Below are 13,557 nucleotides of genomic sequence, written 5' to 3'. Positions count from 1 at the left end.
ATGATCCATATTTTTGAGCCGGGCACTAGCCCGAATGCGCCTACGCTGCTTCTGCTTCACGGAACGGGAGGCTCCGAGCGCGATCTGGTCGGCGTCGGCCGTATGCTGAATCCTGAAGCGGGACTGCTTGGCGTCAGGGGGAACGTATCCGAGCGCGGAATGGCCCGGTTTTTCCGGCGCATCGCAGAAGGCGTGTTCGACGAGGCAGATCTCATTGCGCGGACGGCTGAACTGAACGCTTTTGTCGACGAAAGCGCGATTCAGTACGGTTTCGACAGGCACAACGTCGTTGCGGTCGGGTATTCCAACGGCGCCAATATCGCGGCCAGTCTGCTGTATCATCACCAGAACGCGCTGAAGGGAGCCGTGCTGTTCCATCCGATGGTGCCGCGCCGCGGCAGCGCACTTCCAGATCTGGCCGGCGTACCCGTCTTTATCGGAGCGGGCCGCAACGATCCGCTCTGCACGATGGCCGAGAGCGAAGAGCTGGCTGCTGCGCTCGGCGCGGCTGGAGCTAGTGTCGAGACGCACTGGGAGAACGGCGGGCACCAGCTTTCGAGAACCGAGGTCGAAGCGGCGGCGGCATGGCTGTACGGCGTGTGACTTGTGCATAGGGGACGATCGAATGCTGAATGGTTTACGGGCGAAAGACCCCATAACGATGACGGGATGCGCGACGCGCATTTCTACAGGAGGCGGAAGATGAAGGTAAAGCGGATTGTGGCGAACATCGCTGCGCCCGATTTGTCGGCGGCCAAACGGTTTTACGGGGAAGCGCTCGGACTGGACATCCTGATGGACCACGGATGGATCGCGACGTATGGGGCGGACGCCGATATGAAGGTGCAGATCAGCTTCGCTGCTGAGGGTGGCTCCGGCACGCCCGTGCCGGACTTTTCCGTCGAAGTCGACGACGTCGACGAGGCGCATTCGCGCATGCGAAGCGCGGGATTCGACGTCGAATACGGGCCGGTCGACGAGCCCTGGGGCGTGCGGCGCTTTTACGTGCGGGATCCGTTCGGCAGGCTCGTCAATGTTTTGGCGCATCTCTGACGGGATCCGCCTGCCGGATTCTGCATCCGTCAATAACTTTGCAAAGAACGTGATGAAACAGCCGGCGTTAGTGCCCATTTGCGCTTATCGCCGCAGTCCGGCGTGTAGAAGGATGAGGGTTATGCGGTAATCCCGTGTAACCTCGCGCCGGGTTGCAGTTTCTGCAGCGTTCCACGGTTTTCCGTGCGCTCACCAAACAAAAAGAGGGACGCAGCAGATCGTTCTGCTTCGTCCCTCTTTGCGTTGCGAGCCGTCCGGATCAGCGGCGGCGCGGCGCGCCGGCAGAGCGGGTGGCGCCGCGGTAGCCGCCTTCGAAGTCGTCGGAGTATACGTCCTTCGTCGTACATACGGTGACGTGATGGTAGACGGGGACGCAATGATGGCGCCGGACGACCTCGACGGTCTGCACGACCTCCACGTGTTGCGGGTGGTAATAGTCCTCATATACCGTTTGCGGCGGATCGTATACGGTCTTGCTAACGCATTTTGGGCAATCCGACATATCTGCCAACTCCTTCGCTTGGGATGGTACAGTATACGGGTCGGTCGCCCTGTTGGTCTGTTCATCCGCCTAGCGGAAGATTTATTCCTCGAATTCGATACCTGCCTCGGATAGGCGCGCGATGCGGGCGAGCGATTCGACGCGGTAGCCGGCGTCAAGCAGCAGCTGCCTCCCGGGCTGAAACGCCTTCTCGATCACGATGCCGATACCGGCCACGGAAGCGCCCGCCTTCAGTACGATGCCTGCCATCGCCTGGGCGGCTTGTCCGTTCGCGAGGAAGTCGTCGATAATGAGTACGACATCGGTCGGCGCGAGGAATTGCCTGGCGACGGAAACCTCGCTCTCTTCCTGCTTCGTAAAGGAAAACGAGCGCTCGGTCCACAGATCGTCCTTGAGCGTCAGCGACTTGCGCTTCTTGGCGAAAATGAGCGGCACGCGGAGGCCGAGCGCGGTCATCAGCGCCGGCGCGATGCCGGATGATTCGAGCGTAAGTACCTTGGTAACGCCGGCGTCCTTAAATAAAGAGGCGAAAGTTTCGCCGATATCGGCCATCAGAACGGGGTCGACCTGATGATTGAGGAAGGCGTCGACTTTAAGTACGTCAGAGCCGAGCACGCGGCCTTCCTGGCGGATTTTCGTTTTTAGCTTTTCGATGACTGGCAGCCCCTTTTGTGCAGATAATTTCCCATTATAACGGATGTCGCCCGACTTTTCTTGTCCCAGTGCGCATAATGGCTGTAATTTCCACGCAAAATGAGACAGCCGAGCGAACAACGGGATGAAGAAAGGCAGGGGATGCGGGATGAAAAAAGGATGGCGATGGAAGAAGCGGCTGCTGAAAAGAGGGGGCATTCGACTGGCGGCCTTTGCGGTGGCAGTGTTTATGGCCTTAAGCGCGCGTCCGGCGCTGACGGCGGCGGAAACGAGCGTGCCGGCCGAGCAGCGTGCGCCGGCTGAACATGTGGTTGCGGTCGTCATTGACGACTTTGGCAACCGGATGAAAGGCACGGCCGAAATGCTGCGGCTGCCGATTCCGATTACGGCCGCAGTCATGCCGTTTTTGCCGACCTCGCAGGCGGACGCTGAAGCGGCGCATGCCGCAGGGCGGGAGGTGATCGTGCATTTGCCGATGGAGCCGGTCAAAGGCAAGCCGAGCTGGCTCGGGCCAAGAGCGATATTGACCTCCCTGTCCGACGAGGAGATCCGCCTGCGCACCGAAGCGGCGATTGCCGATGTGCCGCATGCGGTCGGGATGAACAATCATATGGGATCGCGCGCGACAGCCGACGAACGCGTCATGCGCATCGTGCTGCAGGTATGCAAGGAACACGGCTTGTTTTTTCTGGACAGCCGCACTTCCTATAAAACGGTCGTGCCGAAGCTGGCGCGCGAAATGGGCGTGCCCTTGCTACAGAACGATTTATTTCTGGACGACGTATACACGGACAGGCATGTGGCGGGTCAAATGCTGCTGCTCAAGGCGCGCGTGCAAAAGCATGATCGGACCGTAGTTATCGGCCACGTAGGTCCGCCGGGGCTCATTACGTCCGGACAACTTGCGGCAGCGGTACCCGGTTTGCGCCAAACCTCGGTCCGGTTCGTCAAGCTGTCCGAGCTTCTCTCGCCGTCTTCGCCTTACTTGATGCCTGGTGCGGAGCTGCCGGGTTCTACATCTTTAGAATCCGAGCCTGGTTCGAAAACGCCGGCAGATAGTCCTACGAGCCGATAAGCCGCGATGCCGTCGGCGATCGCGGTGGCGATGGCCGTTTGGCCCGCCGGCGTCGTAAGCATGTTCAAATCGCCCGGATTGCTGATAAAGCCGGTCTCGACGATGACGCTCGGGGGGCCGGCTTTTTTTAGCACGTAAAACTGATCGCCCGCGAGCGGCGGGACATTCGTTTTCTGCTGCTTGTTCAGACTGTCCTGAATAAGCGAGGCGAGCAGCGCGCTTCCGGCATCGAGCCGGTGAAGCACGACCGGTCCGCGTACCGATTTCCGCTTGGACCAATTGACGTGGACGCTGATGAACACGCCCGCGCCGATATCGCGTGCAAGGCCCTTGCGCTGAGACAGATCGCGCTGATGGCGCGAGGAGCGAAGCCAGCGATTGTCGTCGCTGAGCGCGTAGTCGCCGGTCCGGTTCAGCACCGCGTGCATGCCGCGGCTTTTCAAGATGAGATAGAGCTTGCGCGAGATGGCAAGATTGATGTCCTTCTCCAGGATGTTCCCGGCATGCGTCCCGCCGTCGATGCCGCCGTGTCCGGCGTCGATCAGCACGTCCGCTGCGGGAAGCGTATGCCGCGCCGTCGGACTGCCCGCGAAGGGCAGTGCGAGGCCCGCTTCCGCATGGTACGCGCTGGCGGAGGGAAGCGGGAGCGAGCCATGGGCTGCCAAGAGGCACACTAACACTGCGCAGAAGCGGTGTTTATAAGAGGGTAACATTCGATCGTCCGTCTCCTTCCGGTCCGGGGCGAAGATTTTGCCGTTAGCGTGGCTCGGGAAGAGCGATCTCATTCATAGGCTTGGCGACAAGGAAGCGAAGGCACAGCCTTACGCTTCAAGCTTCGCGGTGCCGTCCGGGCTTCTCGGGACGCGACTGGGGCGCATGGGCATCTCTAATACAAATAGGATATAAAGAGTTGTAAACGGGCAAACTGAACTCATCAAGCATCGCGAGGGAGGAAAGCCCGATGAGCGATACGACAGACTATCTGAAGTATGTAGCGGAGCGATCGGTTGCGTATCTGAATCTGCCTGCGGACGAGCGCCGCGAGCGGCGAAAAAAAAAGCGCGAGCCTTGGCAGATTCGCTGGTTCGGCCAGTTGCTGCCGCTGGGCATCCGCATTTGGTGGGCGAACCGCAAAAAAGAAGAAGAGCCGGCTGCTCGCGTCTGACGACGCGGGCGCAGCGGGCTCTTTTTTGCTTCTTATAAAGTAAGTCGCATTTTACTGAGATAATGTTGCCAACCGTCTTTTGTGGTTTTTAAATGCCGAATTTAATCCATGTCCATTCCGAATCGTGACCATGGGATGCCCCGCGACCTTGTAATAAGGTAAAGGTCAGCACTGACTAAACGGGGGTTATCCGATGACTGTACCATTCAATGGGTTAGGCATGAATTTGGGCCATTTATCGCTTCTGTCCAAAGCGAAAACGCGTTCGATCAGTCCCGAAAACCCGACTGGCGATAAGGGAAAAGGCGGCATGGCCGAGCAAGGGACAGGCTCGCATTGCGCGAGAGAACTGGGGCGCGGTTGGAAAATATCGCCGAGCATCGCCATTCCGGCAGGAACGACTGCAGTCATTGCGGATGTGGACGGTCCCGGAGCGATTCAGAGCATGTGGTTCGGGGGTTATGTCGGCCGCGACTTTATTTTGCGTATTTACTGGGACGGTTTGGAAGCGCCTTCGGTGGAAAGTCCGCTGAGCGATTTTTTTGCTTTAGGTTGGGAGTCGAATGCGCGCGGACCGTTTACCGGGCCGCACGCCCAGATCAGCTCCGTTCCGGTCGCGGTCAATCCGAACCGCGGTCTGAACTGCTTTTGGGAAATGCCGTTTCGCGAGCATTGCAAGATGACGATCGAAAATATCGGGCCGAAAGACAATGGTCTATACTTCCAGATCAACTATGCGCTGACCGAGGTGCCGGACAACGCGGCTTATTTCCACGCGCAGTTCCGGCGGACGAATCCCGTCCCTTACAAGCAGGATTATACGATTGTCGACGGCATTAAAGGGGAAGGGCACTATGTCGGGACGGCGCTTTTCGTCGGCCTGAACGGCGCGGGTAATTGGTGGGGCGAAGGAGAAATCAAGTTTTTTATGGACGGGGACGGCGAGTTTCCGACGATTTGCGGAACCGGGACGGAGGATTATTTCGGCGGCGCCTACGATTGGGATGTAGAAGGAAAATATACGTCCTACACGACTCCGTATATGGGGCTGCATCAGATTCTCCCCTCAGACGGACTTTACGTATCCCAACAGCGGTTTTCCATGTACCGCTGGCATGTGATGGATCCGATCCGATTCGAAAGCGATCTTAAAGTGACGCTTCAGGATCTTGGCTGGCGGGGCGAGACGAGGTATTTGCCGCGGCAGGACGACATGGCATCGGTCGCCTACTGGTACCAGACGATTCCTTGCGCGCCTTTCCCGCCGTTCCCGACCCGGGACGAGATCGAAGTCATTTAAGGAGCTGACGGCAAATGCGACGACAATTTACGTATACGGGAAAAAATACGAACGAAATTTCGTTCCCGCTCGGCGGCATCGGCACGGGCAGCATCGGGCTGGCGGGCAACGGCCGGCTCGTCGACTGGGAAATTTTCAACCGCCCCAACAAAGGCGGCATCAACGGATTTTCCTTTTTCGCAGTCAAGGCGGAAAAGGAGGAAGAAGTCATTTTCGCCAAGGTGCTTCACGGCGATTTGGCGCCGCCGTACCACGGCACGGGCGATACCCCTTACGCCGGTTACGGGCATGGCGTGCAGCGGGAGTCGATGTCCGGCTTCCCTCATTTCCGGACGGCCTCCTTCAAGGGGCAGTATCCGGTCGCGGAAGTAACCTTTACCGACGACGAGGCAGAAGACTGCACAGCCGGGGACGAGGCGCAATGGAGCGGACGCGCAGCAGAATGCGGGACCTCACCTTTACGGGCGAAGCTGACGGCGTACAGCCCGTTCATTCCGCATGCCGACGACGATTCGTCGCTTCCCGCAGCCATACTTGCTTTCGAAATTACGAACGTGACCGACGAGACGCTGGACGTGACGGTGGCCGGGTGCATGGCCAATCCGGCAGCAGGCGGAGCCGTCAACAGCTATGAGGAGCGGGAAGGCTTTCGAGGCATCCGCTTGGGCACGGCGACGATCGGCGAGGAGGAGACGGAATACGGCAGCTTGACGATCAGCACGGATGCGGCCGATACAAGTCATCAAAAATATTGGTTTCGGGGCATCTGGTTCGATAACGTCACTGTATTCTGGAAAGAATTCAATCAGCCCGGACCGTTCAAGCCGCGCGACTATGATGACGAACGGAAGAAACAGGATCACGTCATTCACAATCATAAGGATACGGCGACGTTGGCGGGAAGACAGTCGATTCCTCCGGGCGAGAGCCGGACATTTCGCTTTGTGCTGACGTGGCATTATCCGAACTATGCCAACTACTGGAATCCGGGAGCCGAAAAGCCTCCCGTATGGAAAAACCACTACGCAACGCGTTTCTCCGACTCCGTCGATACGGCCGCCCATGTGTGGAGCAGACTCGGCGAGCTGGAAGCGCAGACCTTTGCCTTCCGCGACGTCCTCTTTTCCTCGACGCTGCCGGAAGCGGTGCTCGATGCCGTTTCCGCCAATCTGTCCGTCATCAAGTCGCCGACGGTAGCCCGGCTGACGGACGGCACGCTGTACGGCTTTGAAGGCAATCACGTGAAGGAAGGCTCCTGCGAAGGCTCCTGCACGCATGTTTGGAACTACGAACAGGTGACGCCGTTCCTGTTCCCTCATCTCGCCCGTACGATGCGCGAGGCGGAATACAAGTACTGCTTTTTCGATAGCGGGCGGATGGCTTTCCGCATGATGCTGCCGCCCGATGGGCGCGACAAGCTCGATTTTCATGCCGCAGCCGACGGGCAGCTCGGCAGTATCGTCCGGTTTTACCGCGAATGGAAAATTGCAGGCGACGACGAATGGCTGCGCCGGCAGTGGCCGAGGGTCAAGCGTTCGCTCGAGTATGCCTGGTCCGAAGAAAACGCCGACAAGTGGGATGCGGATCGGGACGGCGTGCTTGAAGGAACGCAGCATCACACGCTGGATATGGAACTTTACGGACCCAGCTCGTGGCTGAACGGCTATTACCATGCGGCATTGCTGGCCGCCGCGCAAATGGCCGATGCGGTCGGCGATCCGGACGGGAATGCGTACCGGGAATTGTTCCGGCGCGGCAGCGAATGGGTGGATCGGCATCTGTTCAACGGCGACTACTTCTATCAGTCGATCGATTTGACCGACACGAAGTATCCGGTCGATCCCGAGCTTGGACAAGTCAAGTATCAGGTGGCGGAAGGCTGTCATATCGACCAGGTGATCGGGCAATGGTTCGCGCATACGACGGGGCTGGGCTATATTTTCGAGCGGGAGAAAGTCAGGTCGGCTCTGTCGGCCATCTATCGCCACAACTTTGTCGGCCCGATGCGGGATTATGCGAACGCTTGCCGCATCTATGCGCTGAACGACGAGAAAGGCGTCATGATTTGCACCTATCCGCGCAACAACAGCCCGTTAATCCCGATTCCGTATGCCGGGGAGTGCATGAACGGGTTCGAATATCAGGCGGCCTGTCACATGATTCATGAAGGGCTTGTGCGGGAAGGGCTCGACATCGTGGACGCGATTCGCGCCAGATACGACGGAGAACGCCGCAATCCGTGGAATGAATTCGAATGCGGCAGCAACTACGTTCGCTCGATGGCTTCTTACGGACTGCTGCTAGCGTTAAGCGGGTTCACCTATGACATGCGGGCGGGCGTTATCGGTTTTCATCCGCCCGCCATGCCCGAAGCGGTTGACCGCACCGGCGTTCCGGTTTTCCGCTGCTTCTGGTCGGTCGGCAAAGGCTGGGGGCAAGTTACGGTCGCAGAGCGCGAGATCGGCCTCGACCTGCGATATGGCGAGCTGACGCTGAATACGTTCCGCAGCCCCAAGCTGACGCAAACAAGCCGCGTTCAAGCTTGGATCGGGGACGGCTCGTCGCTTAACGGAACGCAGGTCGCCATGCGTGCGGTTGCCTGCCGTGCGGATGCCGACGGCGAGGTTTCCTTCGAGGAGCCGCTCACGCTGAAGGCGGGGCAGCAGGTGATCCTCCGCATCGGATAAGCGGCAAAGCGAAGATTTTAACTCAGAGAAGGACCGGGATGTGGCCTCAATGGCTGCAATCACGGTCTTTTCGATACCGTACAACTATGTTTTAATAAAAATGTATGCGCATTCAAAAAGGCTCTCCGGCAGCAAAGGGAAGTTTCAGCAAAGGGGGGGATGCAGCTATGTTCACGGTCTTGCTGGTGGACGACGAACAGTGGGCGCTTATGGGACTGAAAAGCAGTCTGGAATGGGAGCGGGCGGGCTTGTCCGTCGTTTGCGAGACGACGAACTCGGTCGCTGCGCTGGAGGCGATCGAGCGGCTGAAGCCGGACGTCGTATTTTCGGATATTCGCATGCCGGTCTATTCGGGCCTGGATTTATTGCGAATGTGCCGCGAGAAAGGCATCTCTTCGGATTTTATTATCGTCAGCGGCTACGCTGAATTCGAATACGCGAAAAGCGCGCTCAAATACGGTGCGTACGATTATTTGCTCAAACCCATCAATGAAGAGGAATTGCGCAAGCTCGCACGGAAGCTGGTCGTCCATCTGTCGGAGAGGTCGGTCTCCGAGCGCGGCGCCGATTTGTTCGATTTCGAGGAACTCTTCGACCGAACCGGCGTCGGACCGGGCAACCGCTACGCAAGCAGCCAGGCGTGCCTGCTTTCTGGCGTCGCTCCGAACGAGATCGCGTCGGCATTGACGATCGAGGAGGTTTCAAGCTTAATCTTGAAAGCAGGCTATGAACAATATATGGTTCTGCTGAACTTCGCGCCTGCGGCCGCTCAGGCCGTTGACGAGGCGATCGACCGCCTGCTGCGCGAGACCGAACGGTCTGGCGGCTCTCCCGGCTCGGGCTTCAGCGAGGCGGCGAATCGCTCGGCCAACTGGAGCAAGCTGCTGGAACAGGCTAATAAGGCGCACGCCTCAGGCTTCCTCGATTCCGATACCCCGCTGCGCCGTTATACCCGCGCGGACACAGCGGCCGTGAAGCAGCTGGTCGATCGTTTCTTCACGGCCGCTTCCGCCAGGCATGCGGATGAGCTCGGCGATCTGTGCCGTTCGCTCCCTGCGCTGTTCAAGCAGCCCGGCTTCGGAATCGAGGCGGTCGAATATTTCCATAACAGTCTGGCGGTGCTCTACCGTTACAAGTATGGAGAACGATTCGCGGAAGCTGCGCTGGAGCCGCTCACCTACAACGGATTGGCTGCCAGGCACAAGAACGCGTCCGATTATGCGGAGTATCTGTATCAGACCTGCGGCGTCTATACGATCGGCCAACCGAAGCAGAGCGCTTCCGACGAGGATTTCGGCAAGCTGCTCAGCCATATTCATGCCCATTACAGCGATGACCTTTACCTGGGAGACTTGTCCCGGGAATTCCATATCAGCCCGACATACTTGTGCGAGCTGTTCCGCAAGAAAACCGGTCAAACGTTTACGAAATACATGAACGAGCTGAGGTTGGACAAAGCCCGTGAGTATATGAAGCTATCCGATGTCAGCATGGCCGAAATCTCGGAAAAGGTCGGCTTCAAGGATTACTTTTATTTCAGCAAGCTGTTCAAGAAAAATTATGGCGTTAGTCCCGCCCAATATCGGAAGGGCGAATTCCCGCATGAAAAAGCTCTATAACGTCAAACTGATTTATTTGTTTATTTTGCTCGCTTTCACGGCCGTTATGACCAATGTCATTCTTCAGGCGTATTATTACGTCAACTTCGACCTGATCACGCGGAACAAAGCGGATGATTACTTCTCGTCCATCATCGAGCAGGTGCAGGGTCGGGTCGAGACGACGCAAAAGGAAATCCAAAATAAATCGAACGAAATCGCCTACAGCCGATTGCTGCAGGAATATTTGAATTCGCCGGACAAGTCGAAGAAGGCGGAGTATTTCCCGCTTGTCGTCGATTACATCTCCAATGTCATTCACTCGACCGATTATATTAAAGGCATTCGCGTTTTCGAAAGCCGGGATCATTACATCGGAACCAACGCAGGGGACGAGTTTACGGCCGTGACCGGCGACATCTTTAAGGCCATCGACATGCAGAAGCTGCTGGACAAGGAAAATGCGCTCAAAAAACCGCTGTTTACGGGCCCTTATCGCGATCCGGAAGGCGATTTTTATTATTATGCCTACGTGCAGCCCATTTTCAAAACGATGCCGGGCGATTTCTCGTTCGAGCCGATCGCGATCGGCGTTTTCATCTGCAGTGCGGACAGCCTGCAAGCGCTCGTCGATTCAATACCGTTATCGGCACGCTCCGTACTGGCTTTCAGCCTCAACGATACGATTCTATCGACCAACCGGGAGCATGTTCTGGGTCGGTCGCTCACCTCCAACTTCAGCGCCGAGCTGGCGCAAATTCGTTCAAAGGGCGAACAATCGGGCAAAACGGACAAGCAACTGCTTAAATTCACTCAGATGAAGAACGACAGCTGGTCGATCTTTCTGTCCATTCCGGTTAAGGACATTACGACAGACACGGCCGGGTTAAAGCAAAGCGGGCTCGTCATCAGCATTTTGGAGCTGCTTTTTTTCCTCGTTGCCGGGTTTTTCCTCATTCGCGTCATTTACCGGCAAATCTCTCATCTGTTGGCCGACATCGTCCAGGCGAGCCGCAGAGAGGGCGGCTACAGGCTCCAGGTACGCGGGAAAAACGAAGTGGGCATCATCTCCCTCCATATTAACGGCATGCTGCGAAAAATCGAATCCGCGAACGAGTCGCTGCTGCAGACGCAGGAGCGATTGTATGCCACGGAGCTCGAGAAGAAGCAGTCCGAAGTCAACGCGCTCCACAGCCAGATCAATCCCCATTTTCTGTACAACACGCTTGAATGCATCCGCAGCATTGCAAAATACCGGGCCGTGGATGAAATTGCGCAAATTTCCTCGGCCATGGCGCATATTTTCCGTTACAGCATCAAAGCGGACGATTTCGTCGCTTTGCGCGAAGAACTCGATATTTTGAATGCGTATTTTAAGATTATGAACATTCGGTTCCAAGAGCGCTTCGCTTTCGAAATGAAAATCGAGGAATCGCTCCTTGGGTGCGGGACGTTCAAGATGCTGCTGCAGCCGATCGTCGAGAACGCCTTCTATCACGGTCTGGAAAACAGCTACGACAAGGGAACGGTTACGCTGACGGCATCTGTGCAGGACGAACGAATCGTCATCATTGTCTCGGACAACGGCATTGGCATGCCGCCGGAACGGCTCGCTTCCCTCAATCAAATGCTGAGAGAGGCAGGATCTTCCTTTTCGATGCATGGCGGCAATCGCAGCATCGGGCTTGAGAATATCGCCAAACGAATTGCGCTTATCTATGGACCGGCTTACGGCCTGACGATGGAAAGTGAGCCCGGCCTTGGAACGACCGTAAAAATCGAAATACCGAAAATAAGACATGTCGAAGCCGAACACAGTCCATCCGAATGGCAAGCCGGTTAGGATACGATAATGTCGTAGCACAAGAAGGAGGTTCAGCATGAAGGGCCGTGCGATAAGGTTTTTCCTGGTTTTATTGATAACGATTTCATGGTTCTTGTGCGGCGCCGGCTGCAAATCCGATTCCGGCTTGGACAGGTCGGCGAACAACAACGGCATCGGCGGAACCGCACCTGCACAAACGCTTCGTATTGCCTGGATGGAAAGCTCGAAGTGGGGGAAAGACGACATTGCGGAACGGCTCGAGAAGATGTTCGGCATCGCTTTCGATTTCGTCAGCTTAAACTGGTCCGATGCAGCCAACAAGCTTAACGTCATGGTTGCTTCGGGAGACGTTCCCGACATGTTCTATTATCCGGCCCTCGATGATCCCTCAACGAAGTCGGTGTATATCAAATGGGCGGAGAGCGGCATTCTGAAGCCGCTGCCGGACGATCTCGGGAGATATCCGAACATTGAAAGGGTCATGAAGCAATACGATTACATGAAAATCGGCGGCAGGCATTATTCGATTCCAAGGCTGGCCTGGCAGCCGGAAAACCAGCATCTGTCCGTCGGCATTCTCGTACGTACGGATTACATGCGGCAGCTCGGCTTTGCGGATATGCCGGCGTCGCTCGACGAATTCGTCCATTTGCTGACAGCGATGCGCGACGGCGATCCGGACGAGAACGGCAAGTCCGATACGATTCCGTTCAGTCCCGGCAGTGTCGGCTTACTTTTTCTGCAAAGTCTGTACGGACTGACGAACGGCTGGATTCAGGAAAACGGGCGCTATGTTCCTTCGTACATTTCAGACAAGTATTTAGCTTATACGAAGTTCGTCAAAACGCTTTATGACGACGGTCTGATCGATTCCGACTTCGCCACCGAAGTGCCGGAACAGGTCAGCGACAAATTTGCGGCAGGACAGATCGGCGCCGTCGGAGCACAGCTGGAGGCGACGAGCATGCAGGTCACGTTATTCGACAAATTGGCGAAAACGGTGCCCGATCCTTACGATATCGTGGATTTATTGCCGATTACGAAGGGACCTTACGGCGATCTGGTGATGACCAACCAGTTCAACCACTATTCCGCGACGCTGTTCGGGGCGCATATGAGCGACGAAAAGATGGATCGCGCGCTGCGCTTGTACGATTACCTGCTGTCTGACAAGGGACTTGAGCTGATGCGTTGGGGCATCGAGGACCGGGACTATCGTAAGGAAGACGGCCAATACGTCGATCTTCGCAAAGCTGAAAGCGTTTCCGGAACGCCGAATTCGCTGAACGTCGAAAAACCGACGACCAACTTGAAGCTGCTCGTCTCGTGGGACGTCGACGGGGGCTGGGGCAATCCGTCGCTGGCCAGAGCGCTCGTCGATCTGGAGAAGAAACATATCGCCATCTATCAGAAGTATATTCAGCAAGATAAAGGCGCGAGAATCAACTATCTGTACGAGCCCGCGCTCGACCGATTTAATTACACGGATCTGACCCAATTGTTTTTTAACAATGCGGTGCTGGGCAAATATCCCGACATCGATGCCGCCTTCAAGCAAATGGTCGCGCAGGTGTTGACCGAGCGGGGCGGTAGCGAAGCGATTCGCGTCGCGAACGAACGTGCGGCGGCGATGCCTTAGCGTCGATGAAGCTATCACGGAGCGGGGAGTCCGCAACATCAATTTGAATTTTCAGGAGG

11 protein-coding genes and 1 pseudogene are annotated in these 13,557 nt (G+C 56.9%); 9 read left to right on the top strand and 3 right to left on the bottom strand.

The window, feature by feature from the left end; genetic code table 11:
- Positions 1 to 603, top strand: a complete 603-nt coding sequence (locus ACFSR7_RS27265) for an alpha/beta hydrolase (protein WP_378167197.1) — start codon at positions 1 to 3, stop codon at positions 601 to 603.
- 99 nt (positions 604 to 702) lie between these two features.
- Entirely contained in the window at positions 703 to 1,053 is a 351-nt protein-coding gene (locus tag ACFSR7_RS27260; protein WP_378167105.1) for a VOC family protein, read from the top strand.
- A 259-nt stretch (positions 1,054 to 1,312) separates the two neighbouring features.
- On the opposite strand, the gene ACFSR7_RS27255 is transcribed toward ACFSR7_RS27260, so the two are convergent.
- Together ACFSR7_RS27255 and ACFSR7_RS27250 are read right to left on the bottom strand one after the other, a co-directional pair.
- Positions 1,313 to 1,555: a hypothetical protein gene (locus ACFSR7_RS27255; RefSeq protein ID WP_378167103.1), complete on the bottom strand. Its 243-nt coding sequence runs from the start codon at positions 1,553 to 1,555 to the stop codon at positions 1,313 to 1,315.
- Positions 1,556 to 1,636: 81 nt separating this feature from the next.
- Entirely contained in the window at positions 1,637 to 2,209 is a 573-nt protein-coding gene (locus tag ACFSR7_RS27250; protein ID WP_378167195.1) for a xanthine phosphoribosyltransferase, read from the bottom strand.
- A 202-nt stretch (positions 2,210 to 2,411) separates the two neighbouring features.
- On the opposite strand from ACFSR7_RS27250, the pseudogene ACFSR7_RS27245 reads away from it, so the two are divergent.
- Positions 2,412 to 3,182 (top strand): annotated as a pseudogene (locus ACFSR7_RS27245) (divergent polysaccharide deacetylase family protein); the annotation flags it as partial.
- Positions 3,183 to 3,190: 8 nt separating this feature from the next.
- Here ACFSR7_RS27245 and ACFSR7_RS27240 read toward each other — a convergent pair.
- Entirely contained in the window at positions 3,191 to 3,997 is an 807-nt protein-coding gene (locus ACFSR7_RS27240; RefSeq protein WP_378167101.1) for an N-acetylmuramoyl-L-alanine amidase family protein, read from the bottom strand.
- A 248-nt stretch (positions 3,998 to 4,245) separates the two neighbouring features.
- Between ACFSR7_RS27240 and ACFSR7_RS27235 the strand changes: the two genes are divergently transcribed.
- The 6 genes from ACFSR7_RS27235 (at position 4,246) to ACFSR7_RS27210 (ending at position 13,498) form a co-directional block, all read left to right on the top strand.
- A complete protein-coding gene (locus tag ACFSR7_RS27235; RefSeq protein WP_378167100.1) occupies positions 4,246 to 4,449 on the top strand; it encodes a YqzE family protein in 204 nt (67 codons plus the stop codon).
- A 193-nt stretch (positions 4,450 to 4,642) separates the two neighbouring features.
- Positions 4,643 to 5,749 (top strand): glycoside hydrolase family 172 protein, encoded by a 1,107-nt coding sequence (locus ACFSR7_RS27230; protein ID WP_378167098.1) that lies wholly within the window; start codon positions 4,643 to 4,645, stop codon positions 5,747 to 5,749.
- Positions 5,750 to 5,763: 14 nt separating this feature from the next.
- Positions 5,764 to 8,436, top strand: coding sequence for a GH116 family glycosyl-hydrolase (locus ACFSR7_RS27225; protein WP_378167096.1), 2,673 nt, complete (start codon positions 5,764 to 5,766; stop codon positions 8,434 to 8,436).
- A gap of 167 nt (positions 8,437 to 8,603) precedes the next feature.
- Positions 8,604 to 10,055: a response regulator transcription factor gene (locus tag ACFSR7_RS27220; RefSeq protein WP_378167094.1), complete on the top strand. Its 1,452-nt coding sequence runs from the start codon at positions 8,604 to 8,606 to the stop codon at positions 10,053 to 10,055.
- On the top strand, positions 10,039 to 11,877 hold the full coding sequence (locus ACFSR7_RS27215) for a sensor histidine kinase (protein WP_378167092.1): 1,839 nt from the start codon (positions 10,039 to 10,041) through the stop codon (positions 11,875 to 11,877). The genes ACFSR7_RS27220 and ACFSR7_RS27215 overlap by 17 nt, the downstream gene beginning before the upstream one ends.
- 37 nt (positions 11,878 to 11,914) lie before the next feature.
- On the top strand, positions 11,915 to 13,498 hold the full coding sequence (locus ACFSR7_RS27210) for an extracellular solute-binding protein (RefSeq protein WP_378167090.1): 1,584 nt from the start codon (positions 11,915 to 11,917) through the stop codon (positions 13,496 to 13,498).
- Positions 13,499 to 13,557 lie beyond the last annotated feature (59 nt).

This window comes from Cohnella sp. GCM10020058 (assembly GCF_042683485.1).
GTDB lineage: Bacteria > Bacillota > Bacilli > Paenibacillales > Paenibacillaceae > Cohnella.
Note: the sequence above shows the minus strand (reverse complement) of the source record. Positions and strands in the feature narration are given on the sequence as shown.